22 protein-coding genes are annotated in these 19,445 nt (G+C 63.4%); 18 read left to right on the top strand and 4 right to left on the bottom strand.

Translation table 11 applies throughout. The annotated features are described in order from the left end of the window. The first annotated feature begins 13 nt into the window (after positions 1–13). The 12 genes from rplR (at position 14) to rplQ (ending at position 6,608) form a co-directional block, all read left to right on the top strand. Positions 14–376 carry a 50S ribosomal protein L18 gene (gene rplR, locus GJV26_RS11585; RefSeq protein WP_130186542.1) on the top strand — a complete coding sequence of 121 codons (363 nt, stop codon included), beginning with the start codon at positions 14–16 and terminating at the stop codon, positions 374–376. A 10-nt stretch (positions 377–386) separates the two neighbouring features. After that, positions 387–905, top strand: a complete 519-nt coding sequence (rpsE, locus tag GJV26_RS11580; protein WP_050409755.1) for a 30S ribosomal protein S5 — start codon at positions 387–389, stop codon at positions 903–905. A gap of 4 nt (positions 906–909) precedes the next feature. Then, on the top strand, positions 910–1,092 hold the full coding sequence (gene rpmD, locus GJV26_RS11575) for a 50S ribosomal protein L30 (protein ID WP_130186541.1): 183 nt from the start codon (positions 910–912) through the stop codon (positions 1,090–1,092). A gap of 28 nt (positions 1,093–1,120) precedes the next feature. Beyond that, positions 1,121–1,552 carry a 50S ribosomal protein L15 gene (rplO, locus tag GJV26_RS11570; protein ID WP_130186540.1) on the top strand — a complete coding sequence of 144 codons (432 nt, stop codon included), beginning with the start codon at positions 1,121–1,123 and terminating at the stop codon, positions 1,550–1,552. Positions 1,553–1,579: 27 nt separating this feature from the next. Continuing rightward, entirely contained in the window at positions 1,580–2,914 is a 1,335-nt protein-coding gene (secY, locus tag GJV26_RS11565) for a preprotein translocase subunit SecY (RefSeq protein WP_155708947.1), read from the top strand. Positions 2,915–2,928: 14 nt separating this feature from the next. After that, positions 2,929–3,147 (top strand): translation initiation factor IF-1, encoded by a 219-nt coding sequence (gene infA, locus GJV26_RS11560; RefSeq protein WP_010812378.1) that lies wholly within the window; start codon positions 2,929–2,931, stop codon positions 3,145–3,147. A 34-nt stretch (positions 3,148–3,181) separates the two neighbouring features. Further along, on the top strand, positions 3,182–3,295 hold the full coding sequence (gene rpmJ, locus GJV26_RS11555; protein WP_145653081.1) for a 50S ribosomal protein L36: 114 nt from the start codon (positions 3,182–3,184) through the stop codon (positions 3,293–3,295). Positions 3,296–3,309: 14 nt separating this feature from the next. Then, entirely contained in the window at positions 3,310–3,675 is a 366-nt protein-coding gene (gene rpsM / locus GJV26_RS11550) for a 30S ribosomal protein S13 (RefSeq protein WP_155708946.1), read from the top strand. A gap of 14 nt (positions 3,676–3,689) precedes the next feature. After that, positions 3,690–4,094 carry a 30S ribosomal protein S11 gene (gene rpsK, locus GJV26_RS11545; RefSeq protein WP_028101645.1) on the top strand — a complete coding sequence of 135 codons (405 nt, stop codon included), beginning with the start codon at positions 3,690–3,692 and terminating at the stop codon, positions 4,092–4,094. A 282-nt stretch (positions 4,095–4,376) separates the two neighbouring features. After that, positions 4,377–5,000, top strand: coding sequence for a 30S ribosomal protein S4 (gene rpsD, locus GJV26_RS11540; protein ID WP_189442138.1), 624 nt, complete (start codon positions 4,377–4,379; stop codon positions 4,998–5,000). A gap of 111 nt (positions 5,001–5,111) precedes the next feature. Continuing rightward, positions 5,112–6,089 (top strand): DNA-directed RNA polymerase subunit alpha, encoded by a 978-nt coding sequence (locus GJV26_RS11535; RefSeq protein WP_137315746.1) that lies wholly within the window; start codon positions 5,112–5,114, stop codon positions 6,087–6,089. A gap of 120 nt (positions 6,090–6,209) precedes the next feature. After that, positions 6,210–6,608 carry a 50S ribosomal protein L17 gene (gene rplQ, locus GJV26_RS11530; protein ID WP_155708945.1) on the top strand — a complete coding sequence of 133 codons (399 nt, stop codon included), beginning with the start codon at positions 6,210–6,212 and terminating at the stop codon, positions 6,606–6,608. A gap of 78 nt (positions 6,609–6,686) precedes the next feature. Here the strand turns inward: rplQ and GJV26_RS30690 are convergent, their stop codons facing one another. Together GJV26_RS30690 and GJV26_RS30685 are read right to left on the bottom strand one after the other, a co-directional pair. Further along, positions 6,687–6,884, bottom strand: coding sequence for an alpha/beta fold hydrolase (locus GJV26_RS30690; protein WP_371866456.1), 198 nt, complete (start codon positions 6,882–6,884; stop codon positions 6,687–6,689). A gap of 13 nt (positions 6,885–6,897) precedes the next feature. Next, positions 6,898–7,182, bottom strand: a complete 285-nt coding sequence (locus GJV26_RS30685; protein WP_371866455.1) for an alpha/beta fold hydrolase — start codon at positions 7,180–7,182, stop codon at positions 6,898–6,900. A 267-nt stretch (positions 7,183–7,449) separates the two neighbouring features. Here GJV26_RS30685 and dsbD point away from each other — a divergent pair, with 267 nt between their 5' ends. Continuing rightward, complete coding sequence (gene dsbD / locus GJV26_RS11520; protein ID WP_155708944.1) at positions 7,450–9,291, top strand: protein-disulfide reductase DsbD; 1,842 nt, start codon at positions 7,450–7,452, stop codon at positions 9,289–9,291. Positions 9,292–9,614: 323 nt separating this feature from the next. On the opposite strand, the gene GJV26_RS11515 is transcribed toward dsbD, so the two are convergent. Then, positions 9,615–10,073 (bottom strand): Spy/CpxP family protein refolding chaperone, encoded by a 459-nt coding sequence (locus tag GJV26_RS11515; RefSeq protein WP_155708943.1) that lies wholly within the window; start codon positions 10,071–10,073, stop codon positions 9,615–9,617. Positions 10,074–10,295: 222 nt separating this feature from the next. Here GJV26_RS11515 and GJV26_RS11510 point away from each other — a divergent pair, with 222 nt between their 5' ends. The 5 genes from GJV26_RS11510 to GJV26_RS11490 all read left to right on the top strand — a co-directional run bounded on the left by GJV26_RS11510 (position 10,296) and on the right by GJV26_RS11490 (position 18,035). Next, entirely contained in the window at positions 10,296–11,021 is a 726-nt protein-coding gene (locus GJV26_RS11510; protein WP_155708942.1) for a response regulator, read from the top strand. Positions 11,022–11,046: 25 nt separating this feature from the next. Then, positions 11,047–12,411 (top strand): ATP-binding protein, encoded by a 1,365-nt coding sequence (locus GJV26_RS11505; protein WP_371866454.1) that lies wholly within the window; start codon positions 11,047–11,049, stop codon positions 12,409–12,411. Between the two features lie 120 nt (positions 12,412–12,531). Next, the gene (locus GJV26_RS11500) at positions 12,532–13,731 is read left to right on the top strand and encodes an efflux RND transporter periplasmic adaptor subunit (protein ID WP_155708941.1); all 1,200 of its coding nucleotides are present in this window, start codon (positions 12,532–12,534) and stop codon (positions 13,729–13,731) included. After that, entirely contained in the window at positions 13,728–16,853 is a 3,126-nt protein-coding gene (locus GJV26_RS11495; protein WP_155708940.1) for an efflux RND transporter permease subunit, read from the top strand. Before GJV26_RS11500 ends, GJV26_RS11495 begins: the two co-directional genes overlap by 4 nt. A 255-nt stretch (positions 16,854–17,108) precedes the next feature. Then, positions 17,109–18,035: a cell envelope integrity TolA family protein gene (locus GJV26_RS11490; RefSeq protein ID WP_155708939.1), complete on the top strand. Its 927-nt coding sequence runs from the start codon at positions 17,109–17,111 to the stop codon at positions 18,033–18,035. Positions 18,036–18,203: 168 nt separating this feature from the next. On the opposite strand, the gene GJV26_RS11485 is transcribed toward GJV26_RS11490, so the two are convergent. Next, positions 18,204–19,379 (bottom strand): MFS transporter, encoded by a 1,176-nt coding sequence (locus tag GJV26_RS11485; protein WP_155712402.1) that lies wholly within the window; start codon positions 19,377–19,379, stop codon positions 18,204–18,206. Between the last annotated feature and the right edge of the window lie 66 nt (positions 19,380–19,445).

Raw genomic sequence — 19,445 nt, 5'->3', positions numbered from 1 at the left:
TTAGGGGCTGACGATGGATAAAAAGCAATCTCGTCTGCGCCGCGGACGTCAAACCCGCATCAAGATCGCGCAACTGAAAGTGAACCGCCTGTCGGTCCACCGCACTAACCTGCACATTTACGCGAACCTGATCAGCCCGGACGCTAAAGTTCTGGTTTCGGCGTCTACCGTGGAAGCAGAAGTTCGCGCCGAACTGGCCGGCAAGTCGGGCAAGGGCGGCAACGCTGCCGCTGCCGCACTGGTTGGCAAGCGCGTCGCCGAAAAGGCAATCAAGGCAGGTATCACCGAAGTAGCGTTCGACCGCTCCGGTTTCCGTTACCACGGCCGTGTGAAGGCGCTGGCTGATGCCGCGCGTGAAGCCGGTCTGAAGTTCTAAGGGTACGATCATGGCAAAAATGCAAGCAAAAATGCAAAGCGACAAGCCGGATGACGGCATGCGCGAAAAAATGATCGCGATCAACCGCGTGACCAAAGTGGTCAAGGGTGGTCGTATCATGGGCTTCGCGGCGCTGACCGTGGTTGGTGACGGCGATGGCCGCATCGGCATGGGCAAGGGCAAGTCGAAAGAAGTACCGGTCGGTGTGCAGAAGGCAATGGAAGAAGCCCGTCGCAACCTGATCAAGGTGCCTCTGAAGAATGGTACCCTGCAGCACACGGTAACCGGCCGTCACGGCGCCTCGCGCGTCATGATGAGCCCGGCCAAGCCAGGTACCGGCGTCATCGCTGGTGGCGCAATGCGCGCCATCTTCGACGTGATGGGCGTGACGGACGTGGTGGCGAAATCCACCGGTTCGAACAACCCGTACAACCTGGTGCGCGCCACCCTGGACGGCCTGTCGAAAATGAGCACTCCTGCCGAGATCGCCGCCAAGCGCGGTAAGTCGGTGGAAGACATTCTGGCTTAAGGGGATGACCATGAGCACTATCAAAGTCAAACTGGTGAAGGGCCTGATCGGCACCCGCCAAGACCACCGCGCTACGGTGCGTGGTCTGGGCCTGCGCCGTGTCAACTCGGTTTCCGAGCTGCAGGACACGCCATCGGTACGCGGCATGATCAATAAAGTCGCCTACCTCGTTAAGGTTGTGTCGTAAGCCCTTGGCTTGCGATCTGGAGAAATCAATGGAATTGAATACCATTCAACCAGCCGAAGGCGCGAAACACGCCAAGCGCCGTGTTGGCCGCGGTATCGGCTCCGGCCTGGGCAAGACTGCCGGCCGTGGTCACAAGGGTCAGAAATCGCGTTCGGGCGGCTTCCACAAAGTCGGTTTCGAAGGCGGTCAGATGCCTCTGCAGCGTCGTCTGCCGAAGCGTGGCTTCAAGTCGCTGAACGCAACCTTCAAGGCTGAAGTGCGCCTGTCCGACCTGAACAACCTGGCAGTCGGCGAAGTCGACCTGCTGGTGTTGAAGCAGGCTGGCGTGCTGTCCGTGCTGGCCCGCGACGTGCGCGTGATCGCATCCGGTGAAATCACTAAGGCAGTGTCCATCAAGGGCCTGAAAGTGACCGCCGGCGCGAAAGCGGCCATCGAAGCGGCTGGCGGCTCGGTAGCCTGAGACGCTTAAGCTTGAACGGAGCGAAAATTGGCGACTAATCCGCAGCTTGCTAAAAGTGCCGCAGCAGGGTTCCCCTGGAACCGTCTGTGGTTTTTGCTGGGCGCTCTGGTAGTCTACCGCATCGGGGCTCACGTCCCGGTGCCGGGGATCGACCCGGTACAGCTGGCCGCACTGTTCAAGTCGCAAGAGGGCGGCCTGCTGGGCATGTTCAACATGTTCTCGGGTGGCGCCCTGTCGCGCTTCACGGTGTTTGCGCTGGGCATCATGCCCTACATCTCGGCCTCGATCATCATGCAATTGCTGTCGATCGTGTCTCCGCAGATGGAAGCGCTGAAGAAGGAAGGGGAAGCTGGCCGTCGCAAGATCACCCAGTACACCCGTTACGCCACTGTCGGCCTGGCATTGTTCCAGGCATTCGGCATCTCCGTCGCGCTGGAAGCCCAGCCCGGCCTGGTGCTCGATCCGGGCATGGCCTTCCGCTTCACCACCGTGGTAACGCTGCTGACCGGCACCATGTTCCTGATGTGGCTGGGGGAGCAGATTACCGAGCGCGGTCTTGGTAACGGCATCTCCATCATCATCTTTGCCGGTATCGCGGCGGGTCTGCCGAGCGCAATGGGTGCATTGTTCACCCAGGTGTCGACCGGTGCGATCAGTGCGATTTCCGCCATCATCATCGTGATCCTGGTCGCAGCCGTGACCTATGTCGTGGTGTTCGTGGAGCGTGGTCAACGCAAGATCCTGGTGAACTATGCCAAACGTCAGGTCGGTAACAAGATCTACGGTGGGCAAACGAGCCACCTGCCACTGAAACTGAACATGGCAGGCGTGATTCCGCCGATCTTCGCATCGTCGATCATCTTGTTCCCGGCCACCATCGTGGACTGGTTCGCACGTGGCGCTGACAACAGCAATCCTGTTGTACGCTTCCTGAAAGATCTGGCTGCATCGTTGACTCCAGGCGAACCCATCCATGCACTGCTGTATGCTGTGGCAATCGTGTTTTTCTGCTTCTTCTACACCGCACTGGTGTTCAACAGCAAGGAAACCGCGGATAACTTGAAGAAGAGCGGGGCCTTTGTGCCAGGGATTCGTCCCGGTGAGCAGACTGCCCGTTACATCGACAAGATCCTGACCCGATTGACCCTGGCAGGCGCCGTCTATATCACCCTGGTGTGTCTGTTGCCGGAGTTTATGCAAGCCCAGTGGAAAGTGTCCTTTGTATTTGGCGGCACCTCTCTGCTGATCATCGTAGTTGTCACCATGGACTTCATGGCCCAGGTACAGAATTACGTGATGTCGCAGCAATACGATTCACTGCTGCGCAAGGCTAACTTCAAAGGCGGTATTCCGACACGTTAAGCGATAAGGTCACTATGGCAAAAGACGACGTTATACAGATGCAGGGCGAGGTTCTCGAGAATCTCCCGAATGCAACGTTTCGAGTTAAGCTGGAAAACGGCCACGTGGTGCTTGGCCACATTTCGGGTAAAATGCGGATGAACTATATCCGCATCCTCCCTGGCGACAAGGTGACGGTGGAGTTGACGCCGTACGACCTGTCCCGGGCCCGCATTGTGTTCCGGACCAAGTAATTTTAAGTATCGAATCTCAAGAAGAGAGAGCAAAATGAAAGTTAACGCTTCAGTCAAGCGGATCTGCCGCAACTGCAAGATCATCAAGCGCAAGGGCGTCGTTCGTGTCATCTGCATCGAGCCGCGTCACAAACAGCGTCAAGGTTAATCGAGGAATAACGAATGGCACGTATTGCAGGGGTTAACATCCCAAATCACCAGCACACCGTGATCGGCCTGACGGCAATTTACGGTATCGGCCGCCCACGCGCCCAGTTCATCTGCGCGCAAACGGGTGTTGCTACCAACAAGAAGATCAAGGACCTGGACGACAGCGAGCTGGAAAAGCTGCGTGATGAGATCGGCAAGTTCGTTGTTGAAGGCGACCTGCGCCGCGAACTGTCGATGAACATCAAGCGTCTGATGGACCTGGGTTGCTACCGCGGCATGCGTCACCGCCGTGGCCTGCCGGTCCGCGGCCAGCGTACCCGCACCAATGCCCGTACCCGCAAAGGTCCGCGCAAAGCCGCTCAATCGCTGAAGAAATAATCTAGGAAACCACTATGGCTAAGCAACAAAGCAGCGCTGCAGCAGCACGCGTTCGCAAGAAGGTCAAGAAGAACGTCGCTGAAGGTATCGCTCACGTTCACGCTTCCTTCAACAACACGATCATCACGATCACCGACCGCCAGGGCAATGCCCTGTCGTGGGCAACTTCCGGTGGCGCCGGCTTCAAAGGCTCCCGCAAGTCGACCCCGTTCGCAGCGCAGGTTGCTGCCGAAGCGGCTGGCAAGGTTGCGCAGGAATGCGGCGTCAAGAACCTGGAAGTGCGTATCAAGGGCCCTGGTCCTGGCCGCGAATCCGCTGTTCGCGCGCTGAACAACCTGGGCATCAAGATCACCGAGATCCAGGACGTGACGCCAGTGCCGCACAACGGCTGCCGTCCTCCGAAGCGTCGTCGTATCTAAGCTGTTCTCAGCTTACATACCGGGCGTTTTTCTCGGCACGACCATGGCCGGTTCCATTGCGAACCGGCCACCGTCACCCTGAAGTAAAAATCGCTGGAACAGTTGATCGGAAACGGTTACACTGTCCGGCTATTTTTGCCTGTTCGCTTCCGGCGAGCCGGCATGTTGAGCCACCGTCTGACGGATTAGAGGGTCAGACTAGCGCCTGTTCGCAGAAGGTGCCGCACGCGATGCGCATCTGCTGTCGTTCCGGGGCGTCATTTATTATTTAAGGAAAATACCGTGGCACGTTATATCGGACCAAAAGCAAAACTCTCCCGCCGTGAAGGCACTGACCTGTTCCTGAAGAGCGCCCGTCGCTCGCTGGATTCCAAGTGCAAACTGGACATCAAGCCAGGCCAGCACGGCGTGAAGTCGGGTGCCCGCACCTCCGACTACGGCAACCAGCTGCGCGAAAAGCAGAAGGTCAAGCGTATGTACGGCATCCTGGAACGCCAGTTCCGCCGCTACTTCGCCGAAGCCGACCGTCGCAAGGGCAACACCGGCGAAACGCTGCTGACGCTGCTGGAAACCCGCCTGGACAACGTTGCTTACCGCATGGGCTTCGGCTCGACCCGCGCTGAAGCACGCCAGCTGGTGTCGCACAAGGCGTTCACCGTGAACGGCAATGTCGTGAACATCGCTTCGTACGTCGTCAAGACCGGCGACGTGATCGCCGTGCGCGAAAAAGCCAAGAAGCAGACCCGTATCCTCGAAGCGCTGTCGCTGGCCGAACAAGTCGGCATGCCGGCCTGGGTGTCGGTCGATTCCAAGAAGATGGAAGGCACCTTCAAGTCGTTCCCGGAACGTAGCGAAATCGCTGCCGACGTCAACGAATCGCTGATCGTCGAACTGTACTCGCGTTAATCGTAGTCACAGTATCAAGTATCAACCGCCCACTCATCAGAGTGGGCGTTTTCACTAATGCCATCAGCCTTATCGGTGTAACGAGCCGAGGGTAATGAAAAGGACATTTCAATGCAAAACAGTTTGTTGAAGCCACGTATCATCGACGTCGAAGCCCTGGGCGCCGGTCACGCAAAAGTCGTGATGGAGCCGTTCGAGCGCGGCTACGGCCACACGCTGGGCAATGCCCTGCGTCGCGTGCTGCTGTCGTCGATGATCGGCTACGCGCCGACCGAAGTCACCATCGCCGGCGTCGTGCACGAGTACTCGTCGCTGGATGGCGTGCAGGAAGACGTGGTCGACCTGCTGCTGAACCTGAAGGGCGTGGTCTTCAAGGTGCACAACCGTGATTCCGTCACGCTGACCCTGAAGAAGGAAGGCGAAGGCGCCGTGCTGGCATCGGATATCGACCTGCCGCACGACGTGGAACTGATCAACCCGGATCACGTGATCGCTCACCTGACCGCCGGCGGCAAGCTGGACATGCAGATCAAGGTCGAAAAAGGCCGTGGCTACGTGCCGGGCAACGTGCGCCGCCTGTCGGAAGACACGAACAAGACGATCGGCCGCATCATCCTGGACGCATCGTTCTCGCCGGTCCGCCGCGTGTCGTACTCCGTGGAATCGGCTCGCGTGGAACAGCGTACCGACCTGGACAAGCTGATCATCAACATCGAAACCAACGGCGTGATCACGCCGGAAGAAGCGATCCGCCAGTCGGCACGCGTGCTGGTCGACCAGCTGAACGTGTTCGCCGCGCTGGAAGGCACGGAAGCCACCGCCGAGGCACCATCGCGTGCACCGCTGGTCGATCCGATCCTGCTGCGCCCGGTCGACGATCTCGAACTGACGGTTCGTTCCGCGAACTGCCTGAAGGCCGAGAACATCTACTACATCGGCGACCTGATCCAGCGTTCGGAAAACGAGCTGCTGAAGACGCCGAACCTGGGCCGCAAGTCGCTCAACGAGATCAAGGAAGTGCTGGCATCCCGCGGCCTGACCCTGGGCATGAAGCTGGAAAACTGGCCGCCAGCCGGTCTGGAAAAGTAAATTGCAGTACCCGTCCGGCGCATGTCGCGCCGGACGTTTTCAACTTTATTAACCGACCCGCGCCGGGCATGAGCCAGGCGATCGAAGAGTCCGGAATTAAACACCTCGAAAGGAAGTACCATGCGTCACCGTCACGGCCTCCGTAAACTGAACCGTACCTCGTCCCACCGTCTGGCAATGCTGCGCAACATGACCGTTTCGCTGCTGCGTCACGAAGCGATCAAGACCACCGTGCCAAAGGCCAAGGAACTGCGCCGCGTCATCGAGCCGATCCTGACCCTGGGCAAGACCGACACGCTGGCCAACAAGCGCCTGGCCTTCGCCCGCCTGCGCGACCGCGAAATGGTCCTGAAGCTGTTCGCCGAACTGGGCCCACGCTACGCCAACCGCAACGGCGGCTACCTGCGTATCCTGAAAATGGGCTTCCGCGTTGGCGACAATGCACCGATGGCCTACGTCGAACTGCTGGATCGTCCGGAACCAAGCGACATCGAAGCAGCACCGACCGCCGAAGAGTAATCTTCCAGTCGTCGAATGAAGAAGCCGGGCTTGCCCGGCTTTTTTTATTCCCGCGTGAATCGTATCCGGCCGCGCCGGTCAGCGCCGCAGGAATCCGGCCACCGCGTCGATCGTGGCCGCGGGCTGTTCTTCCATCAGCCAGTGGCCCGCATCGCGGATGACCACTTTGGTCACGTCGGTTGCCGCATTGCGCATCACGATTGCCTCGTTGGCCCCAAACGATTTCTCGCCGCCCACCGCCAGTACCGGCATCGTCAGCTTCGTGCGCATCGACACGAGATTGTCTTTTTCATCCTGCGAAATCGAGTTGAACTGGGCGAACGCGGCCCGCATCGCCCCGGGTTGCGAGCGGTGCCCACATGTCGCCCGTGTCGCCGAAGCCGTGCAGCAGCACGACCGCGGGTCCGCTGCCGCCCACGCGCACGTGGAGCGTGACGCCTTCGACCTGGATGTCGGTGGTGCGAAACGCTGCCGGATAGCGGGGAATGCCGGCGGCGAGGGCAGTGCCGGCCATCAGGACGGCGGTGGCGAACAGGACAAGCGGGCGTGCGGCGCGATGCGGCATGACATTCATCGTCGTTACCTCTGAAGTTGGTGGTAATGCGGACCGCCCGCAACCGGCCGCTGCGATCGCGCGCCGCGGCGCCCGCGTGTCCGTCGAACCGAGCGTACTGCGGCTTGCATACCCCGGCTTCCTGCCTGGACCAGAGACGCATCTCCCGCGTAAGAAGGTTGACAGCCTCCGGCAAGACCTGGCGCATGCCGGGGCCGGCCGGGGAAATGCCAGCGCCCCGGAATTTTCCGGTGTACCATTTCGCAGTTCACCCCGCCGAGTAGCCGTATGCCCACCTTCCCGCGCCTGTTCTTCCGCTTTTTCCTGCTGGTCGCTTTCCTGTCTGCGCTGTCGCCCGCACGCGCCGAGGACGATTTCCTGCCGCCGGACGTCGCCTTCCAGTTTTACGCCCGCATGGCCGATGCCGGCACGGTGGAAGCCACATGGCAGATCGCCGAGGGCTACTACATGTACCGGGAACAGTTCCGGTTCAAGGCCGCGGGCGCGCGGCTCGGGGCACCGGATATCCCGCCCGGCAAGGTGAAATTCGATGAAACGTTCAACAAGAACGTGGAAACCTACCGTCACCGCGTGACGATGCGCATTCCCGTCGAGGCGGCGGGCGCCTTTACGCTGACCGCGACCGGCCAGGGTTGTTCCGACAAGGGCCTGTGCTACTCCCCGCAGGATGCAACGGCGCAATTGTCCCCGACGGGCGAGGTCACGGCGGCACGGCGGCCGGCCGGCGCGTTCGGTTTGCCGGCCATGAGCCGCCCGGGCGATCCGGTGATGGAAGTGCCCGCCGCGGCGCCCGCGATACCCGCGACGGCACCCGCATTGCCTGTTCAGGCAGCACGGCCGGTGCCTGCGCAAAGCGAACTAAGCCGCATAGAGGGCGCCCTGCAAGGCGGGCGCCTGGCGGTCATCCTGCCGCTGTTCCTGCTGCTCGGCCTGGGCCTGGCCTTCACGCCCTGCGTATTGCCGATGGTGCCGATCCTGTCGTCGATCATCGTCGGCGAAGGTGAAAAGACCGGCCGCGGGCGCGGCCTGGTGCTGTCGCTGTGCTATGCGCTGGGCATGGCGATCGTCTACACGGCGCTCGGTGTCGCCGCCGGCCTGGCCGGCGAAGGGCTCGCCGCGGCGCTGCAGAATCCGTGGGTGCTCGGCGCCTTCGGCGTGCTGATGGCGTTGCTCGCGCTGTCGATGTTCGGCGTCTACGAACTGCAGGTACCCGCCGCGCTCCAGACCCGGCTGGCCGCCGCATCCGGCCGCCGGGCAGCGGGCAAGCTGGCCGGGGTGTTCGCGATGGGAGCGATCTCCGCGCTGATCGTCGGCCCCTGCGTTGCCGCGCCGCTGGCCGGCGCGCTGGTGTACATCAGCCAGACGCGCGACGTGGTCGTCGGCGGCGCCGCGCTGTTCGCGCTGGCGGCCGGCATGAGCGTGCCGCTGATCCTGGTCGGCGTCTCGGCCGGAGCACTGTTGCCCCGGGCGGGCGCATGGATGGAGGCCGTCAAGCGCTTCTTCGGCGTGCTACTGCTGGCGATGGCCTGGTGGCTGGTATCGCCGGTACTGCCCGGCATTGTCCAGATGGCCGGGTGGACACTGCTGGGTATCGCCTACGGTATTTACCTGTTGCGTCATCATAAGGGCTGGCCGGCGCAGGCGCTTGCCGTGGCATTCATCGGCCTGGGTATTGTCCAGATCATCGGCGTGGCCACCGGCGCGCGCGATCCGCTTGCGCCGCTCGCGCATGTAACGGGTAACGGCGAACAGGCACTGCATTTCACGCGGATCAAAAGCATGGCCGATCTCGACCGCGTGCTTGCCGATACCGGCGGTAAAAACGTCATGCTCGATTTTTATGCCGACTGGTGCGTCGCCTGCAAGGAAATGGAAAAGCTGACATTTATCGATCCGGCCGTGCAGCAACGGCTGGGTAATACGATATTGATCCAGGCCGATGTGACCGCCAATAGCGATGACGACAAGGCGCTATTGAAAAGATTCAATCTGTTCGGGCCGCCCGGAATCATTTTCTTCGATCGGCAGGGCAGGGAAATTACCGACAGCCGGGTGATTGGTTTTCAGAATAGTGAAAAGTTTTTGGGCTCGCTCGACAAGTTGCAATAAAGAAGAGTTTGATAAGACCCCCCCGATGAGCTGGTGTCGGACACCGGTTTTCGGCATCGTAGTTGCTAAATTTCGGCGAGAACCGGTGTCCGGGATAGGGTCATTGCAAGCAATGACCCGCTCTGCAGGCGATTAGCAGGCTCATCGAAACCCCTGCATCGCTACCAAAGTGCCGGTGTCCGACACCAGTGGTTCAAACGCTGTCTACGCCTCACCGATGCAGACCGAGTATGCCAAATTCCAGCTTATTCAGGCTCCGATCTGGCATGCTCTGAGGAAAAATGCGGGACGGCGAGCCGTCCCTGCGCAATTGCCATCGTGGATCAGCCGCGCCGACCGTGATGCCCGCGCTTCCCGTCATGCGAATGCTGGTCGAACAGCTTCTGCTGTTCCGGCGTCAGCACGGCATAAAACGTTTTCAAGGCTTCGAGCCGGGTTTCCTGTTGTGCGATCCGCGCTTTCGACCATTCCAGCCTTTTCTCCAGTCGCTGCGGCGCATTCAAATCCTTGAACGACGCGCGATCGGCACGGCCCGCCGGCTGGCGGAGTTGTATCGCCGCCTGATAGGTTTTCCAGGCTACTTCCTGGTTGGCAGTCAATTTCAATGCGTCGTGCAATTTCTGCTGACGCTGTTCGATACGCTCGGCGTGTTTGACGGGATCGAATTTCGTCGCGGCATAAGAACGTTCACGCGGGGCTTCCTGTGCTTCCGTGGCCATCGCGGCGGAGCCCAGGCTCAATACGGTCATGCCGGCGATAATGCTTTTACGCAGGATATTCATTTTTAAATCCTTTCATGGGTGAATTCGAGTGTGCTTGCAGCACTGCACGGAAACCAGTTTCTCAACCGGGTGTTTCCGGCAAGTGTCGCGGACGCCGGTTTTTGTATCCGTTTGTTTCCTCGATTTTCCCTGCGCAATAGCGCTCGTGCAGGCGGTAAACCATATACAAGACGATACAAACCGCCGTTGGTCTTCCACTGCCGAACTGGCGATAATTGGAGCATGGAACCCACATCTAGCATTCTGATCGTCGACGACGATCGCGATATCCGCACGCTGCTGGCGGATTACCTGGAGTCCAACGGCTACCGCACGTTCGGCGCGGCGGACGGCACCGGCATGTGGAAGCTGCTGGACGAAACCAGGCCCGACCTGATCGTGCTGGACCTGAACATGCCCGGCGAAGACGGCCTCACGCTGTGCCGCAAGCTGCGCGCGCATTCGAACCTGCCGGTGATCATGCTGACCGCCCGCAGCGAACCGCTGGACCGCATCCTCGGCCTGGAGATGGGCGCGGACGACTACCTGCCGAAACCGTTCGAACCGCGCGAGCTGCTGGCCCGTATCCGCAGCGTCCTGCGCCGCAGCAACTCGATGCCGTCCGGCGGCATGGACAAGGCATCGCAGATCCGCTTTTCGAACTGGACGCTCGATCTCACCGCGCGCCACCTGCTGAACCCGGACGGCGTGGTGATCATGCTGTCCGGCGCCGAGTTCCGGCTGCTGAAGGTGTTCCTGGAACATCCGAACCGTGTGCTGAACCGGGACCAGCTGCTGAACCTGACCCAGGGCCGCGATGCGGACCCGTTCGACCGTTCGATCGACATCCAGATCAGCCGCCTGCGGCAAAAACTGGGCGAAGACGCGCGGGTGCCGCAGATCATCAAGACCGTGCGCAACGGCGGCTACGTGCTGGCCGGCGCCGTGGCCGTTGAGCCGCGCGCGTGAACCGGGCCGGCCGGGCAGGGGTAACGTGGGCACGCTGAAAAATTTCGTCAATTCGATGACCGGGCGCGTGTTTTTCGCGCTGATGGTCGGCATCGTCGCGTCGGCGGCGCTCACGCAGTGGCTGGCCGTCAACGAACGCCAGCGCACGCTGGAACGTTATCGCAATTACCACGCTCTGGAACGCGCCGAGCAGATCATCGAAACCACCGATGTGGTGCGTCCGGAATCGCGCGCCCAGTACCTGGCCGTGTCCAGCAAGAGCAGCATGAAGCTGGAAATCGCGCCGGACAATGACCTGACGATGCATCCCGCCACGGAGTTTTCCGCCGCGCTGGCGCAGCGCCTGCCGCGCGACTTCCAGGTGATTCCGATGACCGAGCGGCCGGCGCAATGCGGGCAGCGCAACAGCACGATGACGCTGTTCGGCCCGGGCCCGTGGCGCGGCACCTGCGAAGCCGTCAAGATCGTGATGACGGACGGGCAAGTGCTGAAACTGTCCGTGCTGCCGCCGCGGGGCACGATCCCCACCGGCCATAACGAATGGACCGTGTTCGTGCCGTTCCTGCTGTGCGTGGCGGTGCTGGCCTATTTCGTCACGCGCATGGCGGTGCGGCCCGTGAAACAGCTGGCCCAGGCCGCCAAGGACCTGGGCGCCGACATCAACCGGCCGCCGCTCGAACTGGCCGGCGCCGCCGAGATCCGCCAGGCCAGCGCGGCGTTCAACGCGATGCAGGGCCGCATCCGCCAGCACATCGCCCAGCGCACCGAGATGCTGGCTGCGATCACGCACGACCTGCAGACACCGCTGACGCGCATGCGCCTGCGCCTGGAAAAGGTGAGCGATCCGGACCTGCAGCAAAAGCTGATCGGCGACATGTCGGCCATGCAGCAGATGATCCGCGAAGGGCTCGACCTGGCGCGCAGCATGGATACCAGCGGCACGATGCAGAAGCTGGACCTCGATTCGCTGCTCGACAGCGTGTGCGCCGATGCGCACGACGCCGGCCAGCAGGTCGAACTGAAGGGCAAGGCCGGCATGGCGTTGCTGGGCCGGCCGCTGGACGTGCAGCGCTGCCTGGTGAACCTGATCGACAACGCCGTCAAGTATGGCCAGCGGGCCCACGTGACGGTCGAGCGGCTGGCCGGCGCGGCCCGCATCCGCATCCGCGACGAAGGCCCGGGCATTCCGCACGACCACCTGGCCCGCGTGTTCGAACCGTTCTACCGCGTCGAAACGTCGCGCTCGCGCGCCTCCGGCGGCACTGGCCTGGGGCTGACGATCGCCCGCAACATCGCCGAACAGCATGGCGCCACGCTGAGCCTGGCCAATGGCGATGCCGGCGGCCTTGAAGCGGTGTTGACCTTGCCCGAGTTTTACGCAGGAAAGTAGCAACGCAGCCGTTACCGATGTCACCGGGCGGTAGCAGTTCGATGCGACAATGGCCGGTTAATTCCGGACGGAAACAATTTGTTGGCATATCGTCATTCACCACTTCAGCCATTATAAAAAATGAAAAAGACCACCTTGGGAGTACTGGTTGCTGCCGCCATCGCCGTGGGAGCCGGCGCCTGGCATGTCACGCGCGCGCCGGGCGAAGCCCGGCATGCCGCGGGCACCGAAGGCAAGGGAAAAGGGCAGGGCCAGGGGCCGACCACCGTCAACGTCGTCGCGCCGAAGCGGCAGGACGTTCCCGTAGCACTGCAGGCGAACGGCACCGTGAGCCCGATCAGCACCGTCGACCTGCACCCGCAGACCACCAGCACGATCGTCAAGGTGCACGTGAAGGAAGGCGAATTCGTCAAGGAAGGCCAGCTGATGTTCTCGCTGGACAGCCGCAGCGAATCGGCCAACCTGCAGAAGGCCCAGGCCGAAGTGGCGCGCGACCGTGCCACCCTGGCCGACCTGGAACGCCAGTACAAGCGCAGCCTGGAGCTGCTGGGCCAGAAGTTCATTGCCCAGGGCGCCGTCGACACGCTGAAAAGCCAGGTCGATGCCGCCCGCGCCGAAATGGAAGCGAATATCGCGGCCGCCCGCGCGATCAGCGTGGGGCAGAGCTACAACACGATCCGCGCGCCGATGTCGGGCCGCGTCGGCGGCATCAACGTCTATCCCGGCAGCCTGGTGCAGCTGTCCACGTCGCTGACGACGATCACCCAGCTCGACCCGATCAACGTGGCCTTCACGGTGCCCGAAACCAGCCTGGCCGCGCTGCTCGATGCGCAGCGCGCCGGCAAGGTGAAGGTACAGGTGTTCCATCGCGACTCGAAGACGCCGATCGACGGTGTCCTGTCGTTCATCGACAATACCGTCGACCCGCAGGCCGGCGTGATCCGCGTGAAGGCGCAGTTCGACAACCGGGATAACCGGCTGTGGCCGGGGCAGTACGTGAACACCGAAGTCACCGTGCAGACGCTGCGCGATGCGCTGGTGGTGCCGCAGAACGCGATCATCACGAACACGCGCGGCACGTTCGTCTACACGGTGGGGCCGGACGGCACGGCGAAAGTGGCCAACGTGGAGCGCCTGCACGCGTTCGGCGCCGATGCCGCGGTGCGCGGCCTCGCCGGCAATGAAAAGGTGATCGTCGAAGGCAAGCAGAACCTGCGCCCCGGCGGCAAGGTGCGCGTGGCGGACGTACGGGTTCCCGGAGTGCGGGCACCCGATGCGCGCCTGGCCGAGCAGGGCAAGCCGAAAGGCGGCGTCGAATGAACCTCTCCGAGCTCTCGATCCGGCGCCCCGTGATGGTGGTGCTGCTGTCGCTGTCGCTGATCCTGGCCGGCGTGCTGGCCTACCTGCATATTCCCGTCGCCGCGCTGCCCAGCTATAACACCCCGGTCATCAACGTGTCCGCCGACCTGGCCGGCGCCAGCCCGGATACGATGGCCTCCTCGGTGGCGCTGCCGCTGGAAAAGCAGTTTTCCACGATCGCCGGCCTGTCGATGATCACGTCGACCAGCACGCAGGGCAACACGTCGCTGACGCTGGAATTCGATTCCAGCATCGACGTCAACGAGGCCGCCGTCGACGTGCAGGCCGCGCTGCTGCGCGCCCAGCGCCAGCTGCCGCAGGAAATGACCGACCTGCCGTCGTACCGCAAGATCAACCCGGCCGATGCGCCGGTGCTGTTCATGGCGATGAATTCGCCTTCGCTGTCGCTGTCCGAACTGAACGACTACGCGGAAAACCTGATCGCCCCGAGCCTGTCCACGCTGCCCGGCGTGGCGCAGGTGACCGTCAACGGCCAGAAGCGCTTCGCCGTGCGGGTGCGCGCCAAGTCCGACCTGCTCAACGCGCGCGACCTCACGCTGGCCGAGGTGCAGACGGCGATCCGCAGCGCCAACGCCAACACGCCGCTGGGCGTGCTGGACGGGCCGGACCAGACGCTGACGATCCAGGGCAATGCCCAGCTGATGAAGGCGGCCGACTACCGCGACCTGATCATCGCCACCCGCAACGGCGAACCGGTGCGGCTGAAGGACGTGGCCGTCGTCGAGGACAGCTTCCAGTCCATCAAGTCGTTCGGCAGCTACAACGGCGAGCGCTCGATCGTGCTGCTGGTGCAGCGCCAGCCCGATGCGAACACGGTGCAGGTGGTCGACGGCGTCAAGGCGCTGTTGCCGCGCTTTCGCGCGCAGTTGCCGGAATCGATCAACATCAGCCTCGTCAACGACCGCTCGGTGTCGATCCGCGAAGCCATCCACGACGTCAACCTGACGCTGGCGCTGACGATCGTGCTGGTGGTGCTGGTGATCTTCCTGTTCCTGCGCCGCGCCGTGGCCACCCTGATCCCGGCCGTCACGATGCCGATCTCGCTGCTGGGCGCGCTGGCGCTGCTGTACGCGCTCGGCTACAGCCTGGACAACATCTCGCTGCTGGGCATCACGCTGGCCGTGGGCCTCGTCGTCGACGATGCGATCGTGGTGCTGGAAAACATCGTGCGGCACATCGAGCACGGCAAGAAGCCGCTGCAGGCGGCGCTGATCGGTTCGCGCGAGATGGGCTTCACCATCGTATCGATCTCGATCTCGCTGGTGGCCGTGTTCATCCCGATCTTCTTCATGCCCGGCGTGATGGGCCTGATGTTCCGCGAATTCGCCGTGATCGTGGCGCTGGCCGTGCTGGTCTCAGCGCTGATCTCGCTGACGCTGGTGCCGATGATGGCGGCGCGCTTCCTGCCGGCCGATTCGCATGAAACCTCGGGCGACGACACCTTCCTGGGCCGCCACTTCGAGCGGGGCTTCCGCGCCGTGCTGAACGGCTACGGCCGCACGCTGGACATGGCGCTGCGCCACCGCTTCGTCGTGCTGGCCGTGGCGCTCGCCACCTTCGTGCTGACGGTGGTGATGTACGCCACGATGCCGAAGGGCTTCTTCCCGGAAGAGGACATCGGCCAGTTCCGCGTCAACACCGAAGCCTCCGAGGATATCTCCACGGTCGCGATGCTGGCGCTGCAGGACCGCGTGGCCGCGATCATCAAGGCCGATCCGGCCGTGAAGAGCGTGGTGTCGTTCACCGGCGGCGGCAACACGGGCCGCATGTTCGTGGTGCTGGTGCCGCGCGGCGAGCGCAAGGCGATGCCGCAGGTGCTGGAAGGCTTGCGCAAGAAGATGCGCGACGTGGCCGGCATCGCCGTCTACATGTCGCCGGTGCAGAACCTGCAGCTGGGCGGCCGCCAGAGCAAGAGCCGCTACCAGTACACGCTGCAGTCGGTGAGCCCGGATGCGCTGAACGAATGGGCCGATCGTTACCTGGAGCGCCTGCGCGCCGACCCCGACTTCCGCGACGTGACCAGCGATTCGCAGAACAAGGGCCTGCAGGCCACGCTGAACATCGACCGCGACAAGGCCAGCACGCTGGGCGTGTCGATCGGCGACCTGCGCACCGCGCTGTACCTGGCGTTCGGCGAACGGCAGGTGTCGACGATCTATTCGTCCGCCGCCAGTTACTACGTGATCCTGGAGGCGGCCGACGAAGACCGCCGCTACGAGGATGCGCTGGCCAAGGTCTCGGTGCGCAACGCGGCCGGGCAACTGATCAGGCTGTCGAGCTTTGCCACCGTGCAGCGCACGGTCGGGCCCACCGCCGTCAACCACCAGGGACAGCTGCAGGCGGTCACGGTGGCGTTCAACCTGGCGCCGGGCGTGCCGTTGGGCACCGCCACGGCCAGGATCGATGCGATGGGCCAGGAATTCGGCCTGCCGCCGTCGATCATCACGAACTATGGCGGCGATGCGGCGGTGTTCCAGAGCTCGCAAGGCAGCCAGGTGATCCTGATCGTGGCCGCGCTGGCCGTCATCTACGTGCTGCTGGGCGTGCTGTACGAAAGCTACATCCACCCGCTGACGATCCTGGCCGGCCTGCCGTCCGCCGCGGTGGGCGCGCTGTTCACGCTGTGGCTGTTCGACATGGACCTGACGATGATCGCGATCATCGGCATCCTGATGCTGATCGGCATTGTCAAGAAGAACGCGATCATGATGATCGACTTCGCCCTGCAGGCGCAGCGGGAGCGGGGCATGGCGCCGGCCGCCGCGATCCGCGAGGCGTGCATCCTGCGCTTCCGCCCGATCATGATGACCACGCTGGCCGCGTTCATGGGCGCGCTGCCGATCGCGCTGGGCCTGGGCGCCGGCGCCGAACTGCGCCAGCCGCTGGGCCTGGCCGTGTGCGGCGGCCTGATCTTCTCGCAGGCGATCACGCTGTACGTCACGCCGGTGATCTACCTGTTCCTGGACCGGTACAGCGGCAACGGTCCGATGGGCGATGCCGAACTGGCCGAGCTGCCGCCGGAGCCGCAGAAGGTGGAGCTGAAGGCGGTAAACCTGTCGTGATGGCTTACCTTGACATCCGTTGGCCCGGGAAGCTGGTGCCTGACACTTCTCTGGATGATTCGCCCGGAAAAGGTGCCAGGCACCGGCGTTTGCCCCGGACCGTTTCAATTAAAGCTACCTGAAATGCCCGCATCACTGCTCGATCCCGCGCCCATCAATATGATACATACGGTAACATCCGTTAACGACAAGCTCGCGTAAGCTTGCCCGACCAAAGCCCGGCCCCGCCGGTTCGCGCATAGAAAACGGTTTATCTTGCTCCAGTCCAGCCATACTCACGGTCCCGACGAAGTCTGCCCCACCTGCGGCCAGGTCATTCCGCCCGGCGGCCTTGCGCTCCGCTATGGCGACAACAAGCCGAACCGCACGGGCCTGGCCATCGCGATCGGCCTGCACGTCCTCATCATCGGGCTGATCCTGATGAACCCGCAGACCTTCATCAAGCTCAATCCACCGTCGAAAGCCGGCGAAATGGTGTGGATCGCGCCCGTATCGCCCACGCCTACACCGCCGAAGCCGCAAAAGTCCGCGCCGCAGAAACCGACGCCGCAAAAGCAGCCGAAAGTCGCGCAAACGAAGCCGCAGCCGGCGCCGTCGCCGCCGATCAAGCGCACCAACAACGACGCGATCACCGATCCGCGCAGGCAGGACACGCCGCCGCCGCCGGTCAAGGCCGACATGACGCCGCCGCCGCCGGACGTGACCGACATGTCGCAGATGGTGGAAGCCGCGCGGCGGCGGCGCGGCGCCGTCGAATCCCCGGCCACGGAAAGCGCCGAGAGCGAGAATGCCCAGGCCAAGGCGCGCGCGATGGCCAACATCATGGGCGCCCAGGGCCGCAACGCGGCCGGCGAACGGGAAGACTCGGGCGGCATCTTCGACGTGAAGAACCAGACGTTCAACAGCGCCGACCTGAAGTTCCGCGGCTGGAACACCAACTTCAAGCGCCGCTGGCTGTCGCAGGTGAAGGTGGAGCTGGGCAGCGAGATCGACATCGAAAACGCCGTCGTCACCAAGATGATCGAGCTGATCCGCAAGGAAAAGACCGGCGACTTCGAATGGGAATCGCACCGGCTGGGCCGGGTCGTCAAGATGAGCGCCCGCAAGGAAGACGAAGCCGAGCTGCGCGCCTTCCTGCTGAAGGAAATGTACCCGCGCTATATCCGCCCGGCGGGGCGCTAGGGAAGCGCTGATTTATTGCTGGTGGATGAGATTAGTCTTGAAAAACGTGGCCAGCAAGACGCAAATGCCCTGTCATACCTGGGTATGGCAGGGCATTTGTGACGCAGCTGGGCGCGTTTTCTCATGGCTAAGATCGCCGCCATGAATAAATCAGCGGTTCCCCAGCGGTTACTGGCGATCCACCAGGCCTGCCGCGTGCTCCAGCGCCTCGCCGAGCCAGTACAGCAGCGCCGCGGCCGGCATCGCCATGCCGGCCAGCAGCGCCGCGTGCCAGCCGTAACGGGCATATACCCAGCCGCCCAGCGCGGACCCCACGGCGCCGCCGGCGAAGAACACGGCGAAGTACAGGCCGTTGAGGCGGCTGCGCACTTCCGCGCCCAGCGTGAAGATCGCGCGCTGGCCCAGCACCAGGTTGGCCGCCACGCCCATGTCCAGCACGATCGACGCGATTACCAGCAGCGCCAGCGCCACGTGGCGCGAGCCCGGCACCAGCAGGGGCAGCGCGAAGCCCGCGATGCCGAGGCCCAGCGCGGCCGCCGTGGCTGGAAGGCTGTGGCCGGCGTCGGCCAGCCTGCCGGCGACCGGCGAGGCAATGGCGCCGGCCATGCCCACCAGCGCGAAGATCGCGATGCCCGTCTGCGACAGCCCGAACATCGGCCCGGCCAGCGCCAGCGGCACCACGGTCCAGAACAGGCTGAACGAACCGAACAGGCCGGCATGGTAGGCGGCGCGGCGGCGCAGCACCGGCGTCGTCCGGAACAGGGTCCACAGCGAACCGATCAGCTTTGGATACGACGTGCGCGAGTGCGGCACCCGCTCCGGCAATTTCACGCGCAATACGATGGCCAGCGCCGCGATCAGCACCGCCGCGCCCGCGAAGACCACGTGCCAGCTCGTGTGGTCGGCAATCAGGCTGGCCGCCGGCCGTGCCAGCATGATGCCCAGCAGCAGCCCGCTGACCACCTTGCCCACCGTGTGCCCGCGCTTCGATTCATGCGACAGGTGGGCCGCGAACGGCACCAGGACCTGCGCGGCCACGGAGCCGAGCCCGATCGCCAGCGCCGCGGCGAGGAACACCGGGGCGCTGGTGGCGAAGGCGGCGACAGCCAGCGCGGCGGCCGTCGCCGCCAGGGCCGTCACGATCAGCCGGCGGTTTTCCAGCAGGTCGCCCAGCGGCACGATGAACAGCAGGCCGAGCGTGTAGCCGACCTGCGTCAGCGTGACGATCAGGCCGGCGGCACCGGCCGACAGCCCTGTGGCGGCCGCGATCGGCCCCACCAGCGTTTGCGCGTAATACAGGTTGGCGACGATCAGGCCAGACGCCGCCGCCAGCAACAGCACCATCGAGGGTGCGATATGGGTCGGATGCTGGGCTTGTTGCGGGGCGTGCTGCGGATCTTGCTGTGGGTC

Source organism: Pseudoduganella dura (assembly GCF_009727155.1).
Lineage (GTDB): Bacteria > Pseudomonadota > Gammaproteobacteria > Burkholderiales > Burkholderiaceae_D > Rugamonas > Rugamonas dura.
Note: the sequence above shows the minus strand (reverse complement) of the source record. Positions and strands in the feature narration are given on the sequence as shown.

Excerpts from the sequence above, each read along its gene's own strand:
- rplR (WP_130186542.1), top strand. The coding sequence starts at position 14 with ATGGATAAAAAGCAATCTCGTCTGCGCCGCGGACGTCAAACCCGCATC.
- rpsE (WP_050409755.1), top strand. The coding sequence starts at position 387 with ATGGCAAAAATGCAAGCAAAAATGCAAAGCGACAAGCCGGATGACGGC.
- rpmD (WP_130186541.1), top strand. The coding sequence starts at position 910 with ATGACCATGAGCACTATCAAAGTCAAACTGGTGAAGGGCCTGATCGGC.
- rplO (WP_130186540.1), top strand. The coding sequence starts at position 1,121 with ATGGAATTGAATACCATTCAACCAGCCGAAGGCGCGAAACACGCCAAG.
- infA (WP_010812378.1), top strand. The coding sequence starts at position 2,929 with ATGGCAAAAGACGACGTTATACAGATGCAGGGCGAGGTTCTCGAGAAT.
- rpmJ (WP_145653081.1), top strand. The coding sequence starts at position 3,182 with ATGAAAGTTAACGCTTCAGTCAAGCGGATCTGCCGCAACTGCAAGATC.
- rpsM (WP_155708946.1), top strand. The coding sequence starts at position 3,310 with ATGGCACGTATTGCAGGGGTTAACATCCCAAATCACCAGCACACCGTG.
- rpsK (WP_028101645.1), top strand. The coding sequence starts at position 3,690 with ATGGCTAAGCAACAAAGCAGCGCTGCAGCAGCACGCGTTCGCAAGAAG.
- GJV26_RS11535 (WP_137315746.1), top strand. The coding sequence starts at position 5,112 with ATGCAAAACAGTTTGTTGAAGCCACGTATCATCGACGTCGAAGCCCTG.
- rplQ (WP_155708945.1), top strand. The coding sequence starts at position 6,210 with ATGCGTCACCGTCACGGCCTCCGTAAACTGAACCGTACCTCGTCCCAC.
- GJV26_RS30685 (WP_371866455.1), bottom strand. The coding sequence starts at position 7,182 with ATGAATGTCATGCCGCATCGCGCCGCACGCCCGCTTGTCCTGTTCGCC.
- dsbD (WP_155708944.1), top strand. The coding sequence starts at position 7,450 with ATGCCCACCTTCCCGCGCCTGTTCTTCCGCTTTTTCCTGCTGGTCGCT.
- GJV26_RS11515 (WP_155708943.1), bottom strand. The coding sequence starts at position 10,073 with ATGAATATCCTGCGTAAAAGCATTATCGCCGGCATGACCGTATTGAGC.
- GJV26_RS11510 (WP_155708942.1), top strand. The coding sequence starts at position 10,296 with ATGGAACCCACATCTAGCATTCTGATCGTCGACGACGATCGCGATATC.
- GJV26_RS11500 (WP_155708941.1), top strand. The coding sequence starts at position 12,532 with ATGAAAAAGACCACCTTGGGAGTACTGGTTGCTGCCGCCATCGCCGTG.
- GJV26_RS11495 (WP_155708940.1), top strand. The coding sequence starts at position 13,728 with ATGAACCTCTCCGAGCTCTCGATCCGGCGCCCCGTGATGGTGGTGCTG.
- GJV26_RS11485 (WP_155712402.1), bottom strand. The coding sequence starts at position 19,379 with ATGGTGCTGTTGCTGGCGGCGGCGTCTGGCCTGATCGTCGCCAACCTG.